Origin of the sequence: Geobacter sp. OR-1 (assembly GCF_000813145.1) — a bacterium.
In the GTDB taxonomy this organism is placed as follows: Bacteria; Desulfobacterota; Desulfuromonadia; order Geobacterales; family DSM-12255; genus Geoanaerobacter.
The window spans coordinates 93,157-114,519 of the sequence record NZ_BAZF01000012.1 but is presented as its reverse complement, the minus strand read 5'-3'; the positions used below and the strand labels follow the sequence as shown (position 1 = coordinate 114,519).

Below are 21,363 nucleotides of genomic sequence, written 5' to 3'. Positions count from 1 at the left end.
TCAGTTTACTGGCTTATAGTCTGCATAACGTGCTCAATTTTTTCGATGCATACAGCTGGTGCTTCTCTTACAGCCCTTGCCGGAATTCTTATAACCATGAATCCTTTTCCCTTTAAGTATGCATCTCTGGCGCTATCCGCGACAGTATTCCAGTCATGTTGAGTACCATCAACCTCTACAGCAATCTTTCTGCCCTCATGCTTTATCGTAAAGTCAACCTCAATATCTCCTATTACAGGATGCACTTCTGGAGCCCATCCTTGAATAACCATCCAGCTGAAAAGTTCAAGCTCCTCTTGGCTGGTACTTCGTAAAGTTTCTACTTCCTCAGCATAAGCCGCTAGCTTCCCCAATATGCCCGGCTGTTGCCGGCAGCAGGATAGGTTCCCGACCAAAAACAGTGCTTCTCGCGCTCTAGTAACAGCTACGTTAATCAGGTTTGGCGGTTTTTCTACCCACGTTGCTGCCCCTTCAGTTATTCCCTTGCTAACGACCGAACTAAATATGATAACGTCCCGTTCATCCCCTTGGAAGCTGTGGGCAGTGCCGACCAATATGTTTGATAGTAAACCTTCCTTATCTAGCTGCTCGGAAACAAGATCAACCTGTGCTTTGAAGGGGGTGACAACTCCCAAAGAAAAACGGGCGAACTGTGATTCAGACCGAAGCCCGCGTATTGTTTCGACGACGGCATCGGCCTCCTGCTGGTTCTGCCAGCTTTGCCCCCGTTTGTCACGCTGACAGATGCCTTCCACGTCTTTACAAAATAATCCGGCTCCTGTGGGGATTCGCACCCCTTGAGAGGGGTCTTTCTTGAGCCGTAATTTCTTCTTGTACACATGTTCATTTGCAAAGCCGATGATAAGAGGGTGACTTCGGTAGTGCTCGTCAAGAGCTATAACATCGCTGTAGCGTCTCGGGAGGCATTGCACAAAGGCACCATAAACAGTGTTCTTCGTGTGTCCAAGGAGGTCCAGCAGGTGATCGACACCAAAGCTGCTCGCCAGGACATTCTCGGCTGCCGGGGAGAGGCTGGTGATTGCTTCCAACTGTTCCTTGTCACCAATCACGGCGATATGCTTTGCGCGATAGACCAGTGGCAAGAGGTTCGTTACGGTACATTGCGTAGCTTCGTCAATTATCAGTAGATCGAATAATTCAGGCAGCAAGGGGATGGATTGTGTTGCCTGTGCGGTTGTGATCCAGATAGGGACTGCTTTTAATGCACTTCGGAACAGCTCATAATCTGCTTCCTCAATCCTACCCCTTTTTCGCTCGAAGTTATTGAGCAGCTTGCTTAGGGTCTCCTGCAGTTCTACATCTTCTGACAGTTTCCCGATCCACTCGTCCCTGGCAAAGGTAAACGATAACGCCTCAAGTTCCTGGTCTATCCCCTCAATCCTCGCCTTAATGGCTTCTGGACCGAACTCGGAAAACGCATTCAAGAGCTCATCTGTAGGCCAATCACTTTTGGAGTTGGTCAAGACGTTCTGGACAAGCGTCTTGGCTTTGTCCGAATACTCTGTCGGAAGCGATTCAATCACTTTCCCTAATGCTTCACGTGCCCACGAACTCTCTTCTGAAATAATTTTCTGAAGCTGAGGCCTGTCATTATCCCTGAACTGCTCCCAGCTCTCCTGCCATGCGGAACAGGATGTCAAATGAGCGAACAACAGGTCGTCATGATCTGGTAGTCGAGGGAACTTCACAATGTCGGCTGGCAGTGGCTTCGGGTGTCTTTTCCACCAGGTTTCAATCAGGTGATCGTTGGAAGGCAATCTGCTTAGATCCAAGCATAGCTTGCGCAGTAACTCTTCATTATTGCGCGCCTCGTCCCAGCACGTGAGAAAATCATCCAGGGGGGCTGTGTATAGGGCCGTGCGCGCCACCACAAGGGTTTCTGCACTCGGCGTATCACCCAAAGCCTTGAGCGCGCTGTCGAGCTGTAGCCCTCGGCCCTTCTTCCATTCTTCTTTAAGGGGAATTCCTGACCCATGTGACTCAAAATCAACCACCAGAGATCTTAGGTAGGCAATGGTGGCATCCTTCTCTTCCATTTTCTTCCAGGCTTTTTCTGCGGCTTCCGCTACTGCGAGGGTCTCTGCTATCTCTGTCTCGAATGCTTCCCAGTCAGCTGTTTCCGTGCTTTTGGGTGCGTTGGTAAACCCCAGAGTGCTTGCTTTCGTACGCATGAGAAAGTAGGTATTCTCCACGTCGAGAAGGTTTGTCTCCATCTCCTGCCAAAGCCGTTGAACCTCAGACCAGACCTGGCATTTCTCTAGAATGGTCCCGAGAGCGGATCGCCCCTCATTATTTAAAACTCCTATTCGCTGCCAGATAGATATGGGAAAAACCGGCCGCAGCTGTTTTTCAAGTTGCTGCAGTTGGCGATCTCTCTTTTTGTGTGGAGACCAGGGAAGCCAGTCCATATTCGACGCAGGTGCCGTAGTGTGCTCCGCAAACAGTGCCATCCACGATGATATTACAGTATGATCCGGGGCAACGTTATCCGGAATTCCGCTTTCGTGCAGAGATTGCTGTTGAGACTTGTATTTTGCCTGGGCAGCTTTGATCTGGGACACTATCGGGGAAAGTCGGTTCACTGCATTTCGCACTTCGGTCAGGTGCTTGTTGGATTCACTTGCCCACTTCTTGGTCTCGGCGCTGCCATTCCAGCGGTCATAGCTACCGTCCCATACTATCGGTCCAAGTGACCCTTCTAAGGGCTTATTCAGAGTCTCTCTGAGTTTGTCTCTCCACACCCGCAATATGTCCGGACTTGGCCCAGATATGAGCCATTCCCAGCTGGTTATCTGCTGAGGCTCCAGTCCCGCCTTCTGGCAGGCACCATCTCTCATGGTTTTGGTAAGTTTAAGCTCTGCTTCCAGTCGAACGTGCTCTCGCTCAGTTGTGGATATGGAGAGACGCACATCATCTGCTTCGTCCAGCCACTCCCGGAACGGTGCCAATAGCTCCGTTTCGAAAGACTCAGCCTTCATCTTATAGTGCATGTCGGTGAGAACTTTTCTGATGGACTGATCTTTCTCGTTCAGAAGTTGTGATGTCTCTAGATACTTCGAGTAGGCGTTGATGGCGGATTTAAGGGACTGATCGATCCTTTGAGGGATATTGCTGTCGATAAACTGCTGGAGAGTCTTGCGAGTGTCGCTCAGTTTCTTCTGCTTATTGGCGGATTCGTCGCTTCCCTTCTTCCTGCCGACGTCAGTGACCACGTTGAGAGCTTGCCGAAGCGCCTCCTCCAGATTGCTCTCACGACGCGATCCAGCACGAACGGCGATGGGGAAGTCCTCTTCAAACCTCTTTATGCGCTCGCGAACCACATCGACTGCCTTGTTGTTGTTGCTGGCAAATACGACAGTTGTTCCTTTTGCCCAGGCGTTCAGGAGCGCCGAGACTACGACCTGACTCTTCCCGCAGCCCGGAGGCCCGCTTATGACGGTAACGGGTTTACCCTGAAGAATATTCGATACTGCTACCCGTTGCGACTCGTTTAACGCCACAATGGGCAGGAGGTCGATCTGCTGATCTGGGAAAGCCTTGACATCCTCAAAAAGATGAAATCCGCCGATATCTTTCGCATCGGCCTCCAACCTCGACTCGATTCTCTTGTAGTCGGCCATCAGATGCTGGTTCACAGCTGCGGTTGATGGTGGTGGGGAAAAGAGAATCCACTGGGATGGCTTAAGAATCTTTTTGTCAGGGGGGAATTGCTTCTGGATTTCATCTCCCAGTGCAGGGAGGTCTCGACTGAATATCTCAATGAGTGCGGCAGCGAGATCGACTCCCGTGGTCTCGTGGTGCTTATAGGCGCTTTCGAGAAGCTGCGGAAGCCAGTCATCGAGCTCGTGGGCAGGATGTGCAGACTTCTTGTCTAACAGTGAAAACACTAAAGGAGAGAACTCCCATTTACCCTGGGCTGGCTTAAGGATAACCTCGTCCCCGTCTATTAGGACTTCGACCTGTCGGTATACGGCTGGTCGCCAGTCGATAAACCACTTGTCGCCAACTTTTTTGAGAGCGTGCCAACAGGAACAGCCCAGGAAAAACTCTGTGATGCCTTCCGCCTTGATACTGCGCTGCATGCCAACACTTTTGATGTCGGCATGTTGTAGTTTCCATGGGCCAGCGAAGTTGACTGGAGGAGCACCGATAAGCGACGTCCATCGTTCGGAATCGGTCTGACTTGTCGGTAAGGAGAAAAACTCCTCCTCTGCACGACGCGTGATCTCCTTATGGTGCTTGATTACGTCCTGCCAGGGGATTTGCCTGCGACGATGCGGTGTTTCAGCCATAGCTTACTCTCCTGGGGATAGCGTTACAAAATCCCGACCAGCTCTGCCAACACCCGCACTTCGTTTTCGTCCTTTACGTCCAGCACGAATTCAGCAGCAGCTGGATTCGTCGGCTTCAACGTGACCCGCACATGCTGCCAGTCAGTTCCGTCCGATCCGCAGCGTTCGCTGTGATATTCCCTTACGGTGTAAGAGCGGCCAGCAAACGGATCATCAATCCCACCGTGAACGGCGAGCACAACCTTCCCTTGGCGATCCTGTCCGTCGATCTTGCTGAATACCCCGTAAGCACCAGCTTCGATATCCGGCTCCATCGCATCGCCCCGAACCTGTGCCACGAACATACCGTCCTGAAAGGGGGGGTGACCATCCCAGGTTACCCAGGACGATGACCACGAGCCGAATCCATCCAGTGTCTTCTGCTTCTCCTGGGATTTCCTGACTACAGTCTGTAAGGCAATGAGTGGAATACAGGTTTTCCAGTGCTCACCGTCCGTTGGCACCAAGATACGGAAGGGGCGGTTCTCATCTGCTATGCCGGCATGTAGTTCCAGCATCTGCCTCAATCCGCTTAGCTCCTCACATATCTCGAATACCCACTCTCCATACCGCGCATTATTATTAACAGCGGCAACCCACTTCCTGGCGGCGGCATTCTTGGCCGGCACCAGATCTTGGTTATAGATCTTGCCACCCATCCCCTTTATCTCCAACAGCACCAGCTTCCCATTCTTCAGCTTCACCACGAAGTCCGGCTCGTAATTATGCCGGTGCCCTTCATATTCATAAGGGATAATCAGGCCGATCTGACGGTCGTTGGGAGTGAAGTAATCCACCGCATCCAGATCTTCCATGATCTCGATCGCCTGGCTCTCGTAGCTACTCTGCAACATGGCACGATTCAGGTGACTCTTTTCCAGCTCCATGACGGGCCGGCAGGTCTGGTAATTGACGTTCCCGGTCGATGTGTACGGCTCAAAGGAGTTCAGTACCGGCAAGAGTTTCTGATCGTCCTTTGCCACCAGCGGGAGAATGCCGTCCCTGACGCGTTCGCGTAATAGTTGGGCGTAGCGTTTCAGTGCAAGCTCGCGTTCATCTACGCCCTCTTTAAATGTAACCTTCTTACGGACATACTCCCTGACGATCTTGAGTAATTCCGGGAAGAGTTGATGCCGGGCCAAGAACTTGAGTTTCCCGCGGTCACCGCCTTCAGCACCTTGGGCCAGGTCATCCAGGATAATCTGGGCTAATCGGAATATCACCTGCTGGGGGCGCACAGTCTTGTAGTATTCTTCCCGCGTCTGGGGGATGAATTCGCCGGTATCCTTGATGCCGGTCGCTTCATCCTGGTAACCGCGTGTCGGTGCCAGATAGACGGTATTCGGCTCCTTGTCCACGATCAGAGCTTCCAGCTTATCCACATCACAGGTTATACCGCCCTCCCGCAGGGCATAGACATAGCTCTCCACGTTAGGCATTCTGATCTCGTATGCATCCCGTTCAGGTACGGCATAAATACTGTGGTACACGGGATCAGGCTTTTCTTTATCTTCCTTGGGTTTCCCCTTGAACGGGATCAGGGAGAATGGGATTCCGTACACGTCGGCGTACTCGGCGTTCAGCATCCCGGTCTCGGGGTTGATGTCATAACTGACCCGGCGCAGGCCACGACCTACAACCTGCTCGCAGAGGAGCTGACTGCCGAAAGCGCGAACCCCCAGGATATGGGTGACGTTGTTGGCGTCCCAGCCTTCCGTCAACATGGACACCGACACCACACACCGTACCTGCTCGCCGATACCGCCACGCTTGCCGACCGTGTCGATCAACTCGCGCAGCCGCAGAGCCGCCTCGTCCTTGGTTTCATCTCCCTCGGCTTCAATCTTGGCGAGCAGCTTGGAGTCAATACGTATAGTCGGCTGGAAGGCGGCGCTGTTCTCCAACTCATGCAGCAGACCACCGGTATATTTCTTTACAACAACGGTCTTGCCTTCTTCATTGACAGTTTCTTCTTCATACTCCCCGCTGATCTCGCGGAAGAATATGGACGCAACTTCAGTATTATCGCAGACCACTATGATGACCGGCGGGATAAAGGATTTACCGCCCGCGTCCTCTTTACACTTGTCGAACTGTACCTTCCACTGGGCCAGGAGAGTGGTCAACGCCCCCTCGGCGTACTTGAACAGAGCCTCGGGTTTTACCTTGGTCTTGCTGATATAGTCTTCCGGTTTCAGCTGCTTCTTGATGCTATCCCACAGCCGGAAGTAGACCGGATCAGGCCGGCCCGCCTCGTCCTTGTTCCCCTGGTCATCCTTGACCGGCAGACGCGGCACCTTGGTGATACCGCTCTCGATGGCATCCACCAGACCGAAGTCACTCACCAGCCAGGGGAACGGACTCCCTTCTGGATAGCCGCTGTTGGCCAGGTAGAAGGGAGTGGCCGAGAGGTCAACGCACGCCGATATACCGGGCAGAATGGTCCCGCTCTCATCCTTACCGATCAGCCCGCTATTATTGATTCGATCCAGACCGGCCAGCCAGATGCGGGCCTCTTCGGCTTCTTCTTTCAAGAAGTCCTGCTCTTCCTTACTGCGATCCTTCAATGCCTTTTTTTCATCTGTCTCGGATAGATTCTTACCCCGCCAACAGTGATGCCCCTCATCATTCAGAACCAGTATCGGGAGCCTCTGCGCCAGTTCACCGAGCCGGTTACGGGTGAAGGCGTCATGCGTTTCCTCGCCCTTATTGACCACGGCATAGCTCTTACCGCCTTCGGTATGCTCACCCTTCGGGGCGAAGATGTGCCAGTTGGTCACCAGCACCTTACCTGCGTTCATGAACTCCCGGTACTTGGGCGGAATCAAGTCGAACGTGTCATAGTAATTGTCAGGATCATCTGGGCGCAGCACAGATAACCGTTTCCTGACTGTCAGGTTCGGGGCACAGATCAGCACGGCATTGGGGAAGCTGGTCGAGGAAGGGTTGCGACCGCGATTGCAGAAAGCCCAGGAGATCAGCATGGCCATGACGATAGTCTTGCCACTGCCGGTGGCCATCTTGCAGCCGAGCCGACGGAGCGCCAGGAGTCCAGCATCAGACGCGGGATCAACGAGGCGCGGGAAGAAGTCTTCGCCGAGGTTATCGAAGTTAGGTTTTTCACCCTTCAACAAGAGCGAGATGTTATCAGCATCCACCTCAAAATTTTGAAATCCGGATGCCCGTAATCTCCCTGGAATGCCAAGCTCCAGGAGGTAGATGACCGTTTCCACCGCTTCCCGCTGGCAGAAGAAGAGCCGTCGCGGTCGATCTTCCCGTATCCACCAGGTCAGCAATTCCTTGGTAACAGCAGATGCACCACGATAACCAGAATCACGCCATCGCTTGACGTCCTTACGGAGTGCGTTGATCAGTGGCAAGTCGTCTTCTGTCTCGATCTTGAAAAGGTCCTGTTGTGCAGCGCCGGTCTGCTTGTCCTTGAAGTGGTACCGTGCCGGCCTGCGCCCTGGCACCTTATGCGGTACTCCGTCAGCATAGCGCCAGTACTGCTTCGGCTCCTCATAGGGGCTATTCAGGATGGGATCATCAACAGCTTGGGTTGGTGCCCAGCCATCAGGAGTGACTTCCGTTGTTGTTTTCGCCTTTGCCATGATCGCCCCCTATCGCTCGTCGCCGAGCTGAGCGATGGCCATGACTTCATTACCACGCGGATCAATTACCTTCACAGCAATTCGCTTGTGCTTACCGGCTGGGAAAGGAAGAGAAACAGTACCCTTGAATGCGGTGAAGGCGGCGGTATCTGCCGATGACCCAAGACTCTTGGCGATCTTATCCCAGGCATCCTGGTTGGGGAAGAACGCCTGCGTAATGCAGAAGCAGCGCCCGTCGAAGTCGCTGTCCAGGAACCAAGCTGCAACCTTATCAGCGCCGGACGACTTCACTTCCCCCTTGAGCGGGTCATAGATATCTACCCCGAGCAGCTTGACCTTGAATTCGCCGTCAGTAGTGGGGTTCACCTCAATCTCAGGCTGACCGAAGATTGTGAAGAGCTGGCTATTGGGTGTGTCCTTCAGCAACCCTGCCATACCAGGGCCGGCGTCAGGTCGGATGTGGGCCATGTGAATCTTCAACTTCGGATGCTGAGATTCTTGAATGGCGGCTGCAGCGGCAGCATCGAAGCTGAATCCTGCGATGACCAGTTCGTCATACCGGCGGCTGGCCCGCACTAATTCTTCCACCTGTGTAGCAGTGACGGGGCCATACTGTGGGCCAAAGGCAATGGCTACGCTGTTCGGTTCGCCATCATCTGTGCCATCCCAGGCACCTTCCGCATGGAGAGTAGAACCTGATCCCTGCTCGAACAGTGGTTCGATTCTTGAAAACTTCATGTGCTTATTGTTGGGAAAGGTAACTCCGTCCATTCGAATCAGGCTTACCATTTGAGTAAGGTAGGATATTATATTCTGACCTTCAACTTGAATAGGCACTTCAACATCATCACCCTCAAACTCATTAGGAGTTGGATCAAATAGACCATCTTCATCCAATGACAACTCTTCAGGCTTTACACCCTCAACCGTGAAAGGTCCAGTAACCCGGACAACATTTCGTACAATTTCAGGCTGATCTACAAACTCACTTTTCTCAGCATTTTTTGCTATGCAATCACCAACTTCTTTCATTTTATTTTGCCACGCTGAGCGATATTCAGATAAAGCATCAGACAACCTACTTGGCCAGTCTTCATCAGATTTAAAAGGAACATTCCATTCGTTCCAACCATCTTTAGGTAGCAATAATCGCCTTTGATCTGAATCAGTTATATTTTTCTTACCTATTCTTTTTTCCAATTCAGCAAATTTTACCACTAACTTTTCACGTAACGACTGAGATACTTCAACTTTGAAAATGTTATTCAAATTAGCTAATTGGTTAGCCATTATCTCTTCGTGTTTTGAAAATATAGGGATCAATGAAGAATTTTGCGCAATACTATTTCGGGTTAAATGCGGGATTTTGTTACATTCGAATCCAAATGCTGGATTAGCTGAATCATGCTGGGAACTATTTTTTATTCTATAGAAGGGTAGAGATGCTGTTAATAGTCTCTGTCTTGCAAGAGAAATTGCTACACGACTGGTGTCAATGGTTATCCAACGTCGCCCCCATTGCTCGCTGACGAAAGCTGTGGAACCACTACCACATGTAGGATCAAGTACAAGATCACCAGGATCGGTCGTCATCAGAAGACAACGAGTAATTACTTGCTCTGCAGTTTGCACTACATAACGTTTATTTTGAACAGGAGCAGTATCTACCCAAAAGTTAGTAATTTTTGAGTAGGGAAAATCCTTGTGATAAAGGATATAACTAAGGTTATCTCCTTCTGCTTCTAAACGATCTGCTTTAGCAAGAACCTCCATTATATCTTTACTCGCCATCCAACATCCACCACGAGGGGGACGAAATGGTTTCCCCTGGAAGGTGAACTCATAATCATTGGATGGGAAATATTCAGGTTTTCTTTGCGAGACAAGTCTATAAACTCTAGCGCCATCTGGTAAACATGAAAGATCATCTCTTTCTTCTTTAGTGAGTTTTCGCCTTGATCCGTCAATTTCTTCGACATTGGTCCAACGAGATTCAGCCGAGGGTTGAGATTGTCGATAAAGATGTCGAAATTTCACTTTTTCTTTCGAAACCGAGAACCAAATTAGAAAATCACACATCCCTTCAAGGAGTGTTGCACCTAAAGGCATAAGTCGTTTTCGAAATGGAATTATGGCGCAAAAATTCTCTACGCCGAAAACTTCATCCATTAACATGCGAACTCGATGAAGGTTTTCGTCTGAAATTTGAACAAAAATACTCCCACTTTCAGTCAATAGTTCTTTAGCCAATGACATTCTCTCCCGTAGGTATGACAAATACGAGTGAGTTCCCAGTGTCCATGTATCACGATAAGCTCTGACCATTTCAGGCTCTCTAGTGAGGTCTGATTCCTTATCCTTTACATCTTTTTTACCTATCTCAGGTTGAAAGTTAGAACCAAATCTTATCCCATAAGGAGGGTCCATGAAGATCATCTGAACCTTTCCCGCCAAATCTTCCCGACGAGCAAGAGAAGTCATAACTTGAAGTGAATCACCGAGAATCATCCTATTTGCCCAGTCGACGTCATGCTTGTAGAACTTAACCGCCTCCTGGTACTCCTGCTGGGGATCCGCGAACAGGTCACGTTGGACATCTTGGCGGGCGGCAATCTTCATCATTGCCTGCGCTGATACACGCTCGTGGATGTGGAGAGCTATCGGATCAACCTCGAAGAACTTCCGGTCATGCTGTTCCTTCTTCTCCGCCCACTCCAGCCAGGGCTGATGGCTGTTCAGAGCGCTGTCCAGCAGCGACAACTCTTCCTTGGTCAGGGTATCCTTCATCTTCTCCTTGATACTGAGAACACGGTCAGCATTACCGGTAGGGTCAAACCGCAACTCCGGAGAGAGGTGAGGGCTGTAGTGATACTTCGCTCTCTTAACCTTGGGTATTTGGCCTTCGGCGGCGATCTTGGCTAGCGGTATATTCTTCCGCTTCTCGCCGTCATGCCGATAGTCAGTTGTGTTAATTCCATTATCCGTGCCCTTGTTCTTCGCCATTTTCAGCACCTCTAGTTTGTTATATTTTCAGATGATCGTTTATAGAATTACCGATTTTTACAATACTTTCTGATATTTCATTAAACTCTTCAGTTACAAAATATCGTGCCCATTTTTCTTGAAAATGCTCATTTTCGTAAAGAAAAGGCTCTATTTTCATACCAAAGGGAATTTCTGATGCTGCATTCATTTCAACTGTATGTGGTATTCTCAGAAGGCATAGATGCTTATTTACGTTAACAAATGCTCTTAAGTACTTGTATGAGTCATTATTAATAGCGGTTTCTATCTCTGTGACAATGTTGTTAGCGATACCATGATGTTTGAGCTTGTTTTTAACAGTGAACAAATAGATATTTTGATTGGCGTGAAACATATGATCTATTTTTAGAGACTCTATGATTACCTTCCCCAAAATATCGAAAGCAGAATGCATAGATTGTGAATATGCTACAATATTAGCTTCAGCAATAAAGGCATCTTGAAAGAATTTACGTGCTTCTTCATCTCCGTTAATTCTGTCAAAAATATATCTAAATGCTTTATTGTAATTTTCGAATGAGTCATCCCCGAAATACTGCTCGGTGAGCCGCCTGGACTCTATAGAGTGATATCGGGCAATTTCAAGCTTCCGCCACAATGAATTAAGAAGAGGATCAAGCAAATTACTTTGTCCTGCTCCGTGCTTATTTTCGACCAACACTTTTAGTTCTTCAAAATCCCATGCCATACAAACCTTCCATTTAACCTACCGTTAACGAATTACTCATATCGCATCAGATGGTGCAGCGTTATGCTTGCATACCAATTTATAATCACACCGTTCGCACTGTTCTTTCAGGCAACAAGGTATGAACGTTCCGCCTCGTATTCCTTTAACTGACTTGGTTACCGTAGTCAGCGCAGCACTCGTCTTGGCGTCACTAATGTCCACTTCATGCCGGGTTCCATCCCTGAGCTCATGGAGATAACCGGCAGAGACATCGAGCCCTTCACCACGACCTGCAGCGGCATAGACCGCCAACTGGAGGTGGTATCGTTCATCACGTACCGGATCGGTGGCGGTCTTGTAGTCCACTATGGCCAGCTTCCCGATCTTCCCATCCTCCATATCCAGGATGATGTCGGCACGACCGGCCAGGATACCGTCCTCCAAGTGAACCTCGAAGGGGCGCTCGATCTCCCAGACCCGGCGTAGGTCACTGGAGTAGTCCTTAACGTAGTTCTTGACCAGCATCCCTGAAGCCTTGTGCATCCGGGTAAAGGTCGGATTGTCGGCGAACGGAAGATAGAATTCTTCATCAATGATGGTCGTCAGTTCGGTAGGATTCGGTATCTCACCAGTACTGCGAGCCTGTTCAGCCACCTGCCTCAAGACATGATGCAGCGCCTTACCGTAACCCAACTCGATAGCCAGCTCTTGCTGGAAGCCGAATAACTTGCCTAAGCGATAGCGGAAGCCGCAATCCTCGAAGGTTGCAATATCTGAAAAGCTCAACTCCAGCGGAGGTGCTTCTTTCTGTTTCGTATCCGACGGCGGAGCGGGGATCGGCAGCTGATCATAGGTTCTTATTCCACCAGTGCGCTCAGCCACATCCTTCAGGTACGGCGACGGCTTGGTTGCCTTGCTGATCCGCTGGAAATTGGACAGGTAGACCACGTCCCGTGCCCTGGTCATGGCGACGTAGAACAGGCGGCGCTCGTCGGCATCTCCACCCTCGTAACGCTGCCGGAGACGAACCGGAAAGACTGTTTCCGGCAATAGCCAGGTCTGACTCTGGCCGGCGAACTTCGAGGGAAAGCGCTGGGAGGTCAATGCCGGCATGAACACCACCGGCCACTCCAACCCTTTGGATTGATGCACGGTCAGGATGCTTACGGAATCGGTACCCGAAATCTCTTCACCTTCAAAATCTTCATAGGCGTCGCGGGCATAATGTAGCAGGTAGTTATGCAGCTTCTGGTAGTAGGGTTTCCCCCGGTCCTGACCGCCTCGGAAGACACGCTCCCCATTCTCAGTCACGTAGCGACCACGCCTGGTAACGTGCTCGAAGTCAGCCAGCAGCTCGGAGAATCGCGCGAAGGAGCCGAACAGGGCAGAACCCAAAGGAGTATCTACGTCGATCTCGTGAGCACCCAGAAAGTTGAGCAACCTATAGAAGTCGCCGACCAGGCTGATGGGGCGGTTATTACGCAGGCGGAAAGCTTTCCAGTCCTCAAGGTACTTACGCAGACCGGGGATCTCGCCACCATTACCGAAGTGTGCATTCAAGCCGGCTACGACATTATCCAGGCTGGCATCGCGCTGTTGACCATATCGCTCATCTTTCCAGCTGCCATCAGCGAACCAGGCCATAAGTTCACCGAAATGGTTGACCGCGGGTTGGATGAAGAGACCGGTGCGCCCACCACAGGAGAACGGAATGTTGAACTGCTCCAACACGTCCACCAGACCCGGTGCTGAGGTGCGAACGGATCGGTACAGGATAGCCATATCCCGGTAGCGATACCCCTGGGCATAGAGCCGCTGAATCGTCTGGGCGATCTGGCGGGCTTCATCCTCCTGGGTATCATCACACCAGGTAACGATCTCCGGCGATCCTGCCGGTCTGTTCGCCTGCATCTCTTTATCAAGGCGCTGGGGAATGGTCTGGGCGAATGCGTTGGCGGTGGTGACTATCTCGGGTCGACTCCGACGGTTACTCTCCAGCTTGATGACCTCAACATTGGGCCGGCGCTTGGCGAAGGTAAGGATGTTGGCGACATCTGACCCCCGCCACTGGTAGATGGACTGATCATCGTCACCCACCACACAGACCTGCACCGGAGCGGCCCCCAGCAGTTCTACCAACTTCTCCTGGGCAGGGTTGACATCCTGATATTCATCGACAATGAGGTGCCGAAGGCGGGAATGGACACGATCGTATATGACCGGATCATGCAGGGATTCAATTGCCTTGCCCACAATGAGGCCAAAGCTCAGGAAGTGATAGCGGTCCAGCATATCAAGATACGCGTGGTAGCAGTCACCGAGGGGGGTACCGGACAGCGAGGCGGGATCGATCAGCTCGTTACTGATGACGTCAACCGTCTTGGCGAAGTCCCGGATCGGCTCCCAATGGCGCACACCGATGTTCTTCAGCCCCAGGTTCTGGAACTCGCGGCTGAGCAGGCCGACATGCCGGTTCTCGTCTAGCACTTCATAATTGCCGTACTTGGGAACGTAATCCTGCAGCAGGCGAAAGCAATAGCCATGAATGGTGCCGACGTACATCGGCCCGAGCCGACCTAGAAAGTCAGTACCCTTGACCTCTTCGACTCGCTGGTAGATGCGGTCTTTCAGCTCAACAGCAGCTTTCTCGGTGAAGGTGAAGGCGATGATAGAGTCAGGAGGCTCCCCCTCGGCGATCAGAGCGGCAACACGCCGAGAAATGGATTCCGTCTTGCCGGAGCCGGCACAAGCGACGACCTGCACGTCGGTTCCACGGTGCGATATGACTCGTTGTTGTTCAGGGGATAACTGCAGTGTCACTCGTAACGCCCTTGATTGATGACATTGATTATTTTTGCTTATTCGTTTCCCTCAGCCAGCTATCCTTCCTTACTGAATCGCCATCTCCGGCCTATCTTATGGCCTGGGAACTTGTTCTCGCCAACCAACTTATAGAGCGACAACCTCAACAACTTCAGGTTAAGCCATGTCTAAATCAGCCAATAGTTTTATCATAAAGTGCTTAGCCGAATGCTAATCACCAATATTCCAAAGGGAGCCATCAAAACCCTCAAAAAGGCTATCTTGTCTACCAAGAGGCAATAGTATCAATAGCGCCCTCATGGCACGGGTCATTGCTACATAGAGAGTTCTTCTCTCACGAGAGGTCCGTTCGGCAGACACATCCCCTGCTAACGTGTCAACGATTTTTGGATATATCGATTGTGAGAATCCTGATAGAGCGACCACTGGGAACTCCAGTCCCTTAGAGCTTTTAAGTGTTATTATCTTGGCTACGGGCTTTTCCAAATCTAAGGTTTTGCCGGACATAAACTCAACATCAATCCCTTTGCTGGATAGCTTGGCAGCCAGAGATTCTCCTGCCCTTTGAGTTGGCACCAACACAGCACATGCCGATATCCCGAATCGAAGCTCTTTGGATGCTCCCTGAAAAAAACGTGCTATCAAAGAAGCCTCGTCTTCTTCATTAACTACTCTCCTGACTGCAGGTAACGGGCCGGTATGACTGTATTGCCTTTCCTGGGGGGTGATCTCATCAATGGCCTCCGCACCCAGATAGTCCTTGGCTGCTTCACCTATTTCCTTTGTTGATCTGTGGTTGGTCTTCAAAACGCCCGTTCGCCCCCGAAACTGCAATGAGTCATGGACATCGGACCAACTGAAGCCATTTTTGTAGATCGACTGGTTGGCATCCGCGGTAACAAACAAACGGTTCGGATTTTTACAAAGATTGGCGAGCATTCCGAGTGAAACGGGATCCAGATCCTGCGCTTCATCAACAATCACGGCATCGTACAGCTTGGGGCCATGTCCCTCCTTTACCAGTTGTGCGGCCTGATGCCTGAGCATTGCCCAGGTCGTTGCATTCGCTCTCGCCATGCACCGAATAAAACTTTCCCTTACCTGCCAAACCGTCGAGCGTTGGTTGGCATTCAGTGGTATCCGACGCCCACCCCTTGGACATGACTGATAATCATCTACAGTGGTCAGTCCCCTTGCCTCGATTACTTCTGCGATTTCCTCCATCAGGTATTCGATGCCCAACCTAGTGATAAGATCCATGTGTGACCGCCTCGCCAGGCTGCCACCCCCAAAATCTGTCTTGTCGATGGCCTGCTGGAAGATTGTCTTCTCCTGATCCGGTGGGAGTATGTTAACCTCTCCAGACTTGCCTTTGACGATGGCATGAACCAGGCTGTCGGCTGTTCGGACCTCGACACTGGCGACCTTACTACCCAACAGTTGCGAGAGTAGCTGCCGTGAGTAGGACACCAGTGCGTTCGTATATGTTGTAAAGAGGACACGAACGGGGGTATCTGATCGTATCGCTTCCATCAGGGTACGAACGCGATAGAGTGCCACTGTACTTTTCCCTGTCCCTGGGCCACCCTTGACCATAGTCGGCCCTTTGGAGTCCATGGCCCAGTAGACAAATTTTTCCTGCTCCGGGTCGAGCTTCAGAAGGAAACTCAACAGGCTTCCTTCCTTGAATTTCAGTAAGTCAGATACATCGTTGGCTAAAAAATCTGGTTGCTGGATTATTTCTTCAAACGATCTTTCAAACATAACCTCATCAAGCATAAGCAAATGCTCTTCGGGAACCCCTGGACACTCGTAAAGTGCTTCCCTTGTCTGGATGAGTGTGAGCCGATTGTGAAAGTGATCTGGTATCCGAAGCCGGGAAAGCAATTCAGCTGTTATTGGTTCTGGCAGTTGAGTGGTTTGGGGGTTAACTGGCTTTAGGAAGGATTCCCAACCTACAGATTTTTGCTGCTCTACAACCGGCGTGTCAATAATGAGGCCTCCAAGCGATTCTGCTTCAATGTCCTCATCGTAGGTATGTTCATGACGCTTACGAAGAGCAAGGAGGCTCACGTATGGTTCCTCGAAAGTGTAAAAAATCCGGTAGTCGCCGCAGCGCATTCGGTGAAGCTTCCCCCCAAAATCCTTGAGCTTTTTCCTCCCGACACCGTCCGGGCGCGGATCTTGAGTCAATAAGGAAAGCTTTTCAAGTACCTGATGGCTTATTTTGGGAGGTAGCGCCAACCATTCTGCCTGGAATGTCGGCTTCATTGTTGTTAGCCAGGCAGAGCTCATACTGCAAAAACCTTTGTAACCAGTTTTTCAATTGCGGCTGAATCAATCCCTCCATTGGGGTCGTCCTTGGTTATTACGAGCGTCCCATTTGCTCCACCGTTTTCTTCAAGCGGGAGGATCCCTTGACTGCGATACCATTCGAGCTTTGTCTCCCAAGAGGCTCGGTAGTTGGGATCTCGAAGCATCCCTAGATGCTCCCAGTAATAATTAACGCCCATTTCTTCATCCTCTATGGTGAAGTCGGGGTACCTTCTCGACCCATCGCTGCCTAACAATTCTTTTTCGTACTTGTAGGGGAGGTTTTTCGAAAGCAACAAGTCTGCTATGATTACCTCGGATTTTGATCGCACCGCTTCCCCTCGCCGAGTTTTATGGATAAGACCCTCTTCGAAAAATTTCTCCCGGAAAGCAACTAGCTTGGGAGCCTCGAAAAGATTCGTCAGCCTGCGCGCAGCTTCGGAGTAATATGGGTCTGTGTATTCTCGGAGATCATAAAACTCGCCCTGATAAAGGATGACTATCTTTTCCTTCTGGCGGGTAAGAGCCGTATACAATAGCTCTCTCGATAGCATCCTACAGTGTTTAGGCAACACCACAAAGGTTTTACCAAATTCGCTGCCCTGAGTTTTGTGGACAGTAAGTGCGTAGGCAAGGCTCAGTTTTACTTCACCTTCATCTGAAAAATCGCTATTCCAGAATGTGTACTTGTATCCACTCTGCGATGAAAATTCGACCTCTAAATCTTTCGGCAATCCTTTGTATTTCGAATCTTTCTTTTTGAAATGGCCCACTACAACCCCAATCTCGCCATTCGCAACGTATTTCATTGCCCCATCTTCAGGGTATACGTTTTTTCTCGACTTATTGGTGTTGTTTATGACTTTGTCTCCGTAGAGAATGCCTTCTAGGCCTTTTGGTTTTGGGATTTGACGCCACTTTTGGAGGGCAAACTCTCTAACTTGACTGCGGAATGATTCTTTAATAAATCGGTTCAGGGCGTCGACCCCGGATGTTGAACCTCTCCGTGGTGTCAGAATTTGCCAAGATTCAGCCAATTCACCTGCCCCAGGCTCTTCGCCCCGTCTTTGGTTGAAGTAGCAACGGCCATTGATTTCTTTTCCCCCATAGGATTGCTCAAACCCAAGTTGATCAGCCGAGCTCTTGAGGCCTAACTCTTTGACAAGACAATCTAGGAGCTTTGAATTCAGCTCTTCCTCCGTGTCCCATTGCTGAAGAGAAATTGTAGGTGAATCAAAACCTCGTCCCAGTTTATCCCATATCTCATCACACCCAGGTCCAGGCGACTCTCCTCCAAACCATTCGGCAAGCAGAAGGTCATCTCGCTTTTCTCCCACTTGCCTTCTACGTATCGTCAGCTCTGCATACCCAGAGCCTACTTTCGGGAATCGGCTGGCCAAATCAGATGGAGATAATCTCCTGACAATATCAAGGAATGGCCGACCACTACCGATAGGTGGTAATTGTTTTGGGTCTCCCACAAGAATAATGCGGCTTGGAGGCTCTATCGCGTCCAGAACTGCTGCAATCTGCTCCTCAGTTAACATGGAAGCTTCATCAATAATTAGAGTTTGCACCCCTTTCCTTTTTGGGCTGTCTGACATCAGGTAAGCGCCTGTTTCAGCGTTGTATCTACCAAGTGGAAGTAAGAATTGTGCTATGGTTTGAGCACCTTTCACGCCTAACAGTTGTTCCATTCTGACGCGAGCCTTACCAGTCGGAGCCAACAGGCAAACTCCATCCCGAATATGCTGTAGGTCGCAGAGGATTTTTAGAAGTGTTGTTTTTCCAGTGCCCGCCGGGCCGATCAAAACCGATATGCGTGATGCAAACAATTCGGCAAGTGCGCATGCTTTTTCATTGCGAGCAGATTCTTCCTGTATGCGCTCCTCTGGTGGCAGGCTATCAAGACGTCTGGAAGCTTCAAAGACCTGATTGAGAAGGTCATTCCAGGGGTAATCCCCAGTATGGCGCGCCCCTTTCAACCGTCGCTCTACAGTAGAACGAATAATTTTGCCTGCTGCATGAAGGGACCCCAGTTGATATGCTGGGCTTCCATCACCCATTTCAACTTTCACGATCTCATCCGCAAAGTGCGACTCTACAATTGCAAGCAAGTCCGCATCTACCGGACATGGTGGATCGAGAGGGAGGTCTCTAATTGATTGAATGACTTGCGTGCGTGGTTGGAGGGTATGACCTTGTGAAGCTGCCTTATCTAGGTTACGGATGATCAGCGCCCTAACTCTACGGGGGTCATCATCCCCTTCCAAAGCCGATGGGGTTGGTAAAGGATGCTTCTGACGAACAATCTGATCAGGGAACATCCCCCTGTCTACAATGTCAACCGTGATTGCGTCGATCCTGCCGCGATCCAACTCATAGATAAGATAGGGATTGGTAATTATGTCCAAGTCAGAAACGGTAATGCCTACTTTCGTGCGTTCAGTAGGCTGGAAAAACCGGGTTGCCTGAGCCGAGGTCAAAGAGAACCTGCTCAGCAGTTGCAGTAATTGTTTGCGTTCAGTCGGCAGCAGCTGCCATTTTTCCCGTAAAGTTGCACTGATGCTTCTTTTTGCTACGGGGCCAAGGATAGAAGGATCGGTAAACACCTGGTCAACCAGGGGCCAAGGGTCTTCGTTCCACTCAGCATGCGCCTCAACCTGGCTCTTCCCAATTTCATGCGCTATCAAGCTCCCATTGCTGAGCCCAAATGCAGTAAGTGCCGAACCTAACCCAGGGCACGGCCCTCTCATCGACCAAAGACGATTAATCTCCGCATCTACCCACTTCAATGCTTTCTGCCAATTGCCCGGTAAAACCTCACCGATTCGATGCAAAGATTTACTGCAAACTAAAAGAGCTGCTATTGCAGCATCATGCCCTACAAGCTCCGACCCGAACGAAAATTCAGCCCAAGTGCTTTCAGGAGCGAAAGCAACACAATCTGAAATATCTATAGACGGGTCGCGTTCGGCAAGTTCTTGTAATTCGTGATACGGGAAAAGGAAGCCATCTGCAAAATCAGGGCGGATGGAATGCTGGACATTTCTTTCCCATGCCATGGATCTATGCATCTCTTTCCAATGCTTAGCATAGTTGAACTCAACAGGCTCACCAACGCTAACGACCCGCCCAATACCAACTATTATTCTACGAGGGTCTTCCACCAGAGGGGTCTGCTTTGCATAGAAAAAACAGAGCGATTCCTTTGGGCGAATTGCGCTAAAAAATGTCCCCAACATAGCAAGCTGATTTCTTCTTGTCTGAAGCCAACTTGTACCAAATCCCATTTCTTTGGTTATTTTTTCTTCGAGTTCGTGCTGGAAGCCTATTCCATGTTCTTCAGCAATAGTATCTGTCTCTGCAGTTAGCATCCAACGGAACGGAATACATGATGCGGAATATGGCGCATGAATATATGGTGTTGGTTCGAAATGGTCATGAAGTTTACTCGCCCCAAAATAAGGGTGTTTCAGCGTCCGGGTATACTCAAATGGTGCCATAAAGGCACCCCGTTCTGAAGCGCAGGCGGGTAATAAGTCTGGGCCAATTTCATCCCATCGCCGTCCAGCGATCGATTTCTCCTTTTGGTCATTTTTATTTTCATGGATATTTTTCAGAACAAGGCAAGAAGCATTTAGGCAAGGAGATGCGCAGACAGTCCCTTTCCAACAATCATCATGCCAAGGGACTCTGATAGATATATGTGAAGGAGCAAGTTCTCTGGCTCCGTCAGACAGTTGTGACATAATGCCTCCCTATTAGTGGTTGACTTCAGTGCTGGTCGAATTCCGTCTTTATCCATGGGGAGAACGGCTCCAGCAAATTATCCCATACCTCCGTGCCGGTCCACGGAGCAGTAACACCGCTTTCTCCTACGGGGATATCAAGTCCCACGATGAAATCCACCCACAGCATTTTGCCTTTACCGGCGTGCATCGCCTCCAGGCAGTCTGCCATTGCTGGCAGAGACTCAACCGCCTCAATCCCGGGAATCTCCCTCTCCTCCTGCTTGGTGCTGACGTGGATGACTCTGTCCTTAAAGGCACTACGAAACCTATATACGGTATCCTTATCAGAAAGCACTTTATCGTCCATCGGAACGGTTACGGAGAGCGTGAACTCCGGACCCTCGCCAGTCCTTTCTCTAATCTTATCCAGTGCCTGGGCGAGGGAGTTGTCACGAAGACTCTTCAGGAGTGAATGCCACATCCACCGATCTGTCATCTCAAAATGTTTGGCTTTTGCAGAACCGAAAGCACTTGCCAGCTCTTTACAGACCCCTTTTTCAAAGATAAGACCTGTTCTGATGGCGTTTACCCCCCAAGGCTTGTAAAACACAAACTTTCCACATTGATAAGCTGGCCAATTTGAATATCCTTTCCCTGTTGGGAACAGCCACCACCAACTTCTTTCAGGGTCGTTGATATTGTATGGATGTGTCGCAAGGTGTCCGAAAGTGGACTTAAAGCCGTCTGCGGTCTGTACAGCCTTTGCCATATCTCCGGGGAAATCAAATTGAGTCCAAATGTTGGTATCCATTCTG

At 50.3% G+C, this 21,363-nt stretch carries 8 protein-coding genes; all 8 read right to left on the bottom strand.

Annotation, left to right across the window (positions count from 1 at the left end):
- Window positions 1-5: 5 nt before the first annotated feature.
- Window positions 6-4,313, bottom strand: a complete 4,308-nt coding sequence (locus OR1_RS13310) for an AAA domain-containing protein (RefSeq protein WP_041972375.1) — start codon at window positions 4,311-4,313, stop codon at window positions 6-8.
- A gap of 23 nt (window positions 4,314-4,336) precedes the next feature.
- Window positions 4,337-7,963: a DEAD/DEAH box helicase family protein gene (locus OR1_RS13305; RefSeq protein WP_041972374.1), complete on the bottom strand. Its 3,627-nt coding sequence runs from the start codon at window positions 7,961-7,963 to the stop codon at window positions 4,337-4,339.
- Window positions 7,964-7,972: 9 nt separating this feature from the next.
- Complete coding sequence (locus tag OR1_RS20945) at window positions 7,973-10,966, bottom strand: site-specific DNA-methyltransferase (RefSeq protein WP_052440447.1); 2,994 nt, start codon at window positions 10,964-10,966, stop codon at window positions 7,973-7,975.
- 19 nt (window positions 10,967-10,985) lie between these two features.
- Window positions 10,986-11,696: a hypothetical protein gene (locus OR1_RS13295; protein WP_041972373.1), complete on the bottom strand. Its 711-nt coding sequence runs from the start codon at window positions 11,694-11,696 to the stop codon at window positions 10,986-10,988.
- Window positions 11,697-11,732: 36 nt separating this feature from the next.
- The gene (locus OR1_RS13290) at window positions 11,733-14,498 is read right to left on the bottom strand and encodes an ATP-dependent DNA helicase (protein WP_082002947.1); all 2,766 of its coding nucleotides are present in this window, start codon (window positions 14,496-14,498) and stop codon (window positions 11,733-11,735) included.
- Between the two features lie 213 nt (window positions 14,499-14,711).
- Complete coding sequence (locus tag OR1_RS13285) at window positions 14,712-16,772, bottom strand: 3'-5' exonuclease (RefSeq protein WP_160295249.1); 2,061 nt, start codon at window positions 16,770-16,772, stop codon at window positions 14,712-14,714.
- A 20-nt stretch (window positions 16,773-16,792) separates the two neighbouring features.
- On the bottom strand, window positions 16,793-20,566 hold the full coding sequence (locus OR1_RS13280; RefSeq protein ID WP_041972370.1) for an AAA family ATPase: 3,774 nt from the start codon (window positions 20,564-20,566) through the stop codon (window positions 16,793-16,795).
- A gap of 25 nt (window positions 20,567-20,591) precedes the next feature.
- Window positions 20,592-21,359, bottom strand: coding sequence for a hypothetical protein (locus OR1_RS13275; protein WP_041972369.1), 768 nt, complete (start codon window positions 21,357-21,359; stop codon window positions 20,592-20,594).
- Between the last annotated feature and the right edge of the window lie 4 nt (window positions 21,360-21,363).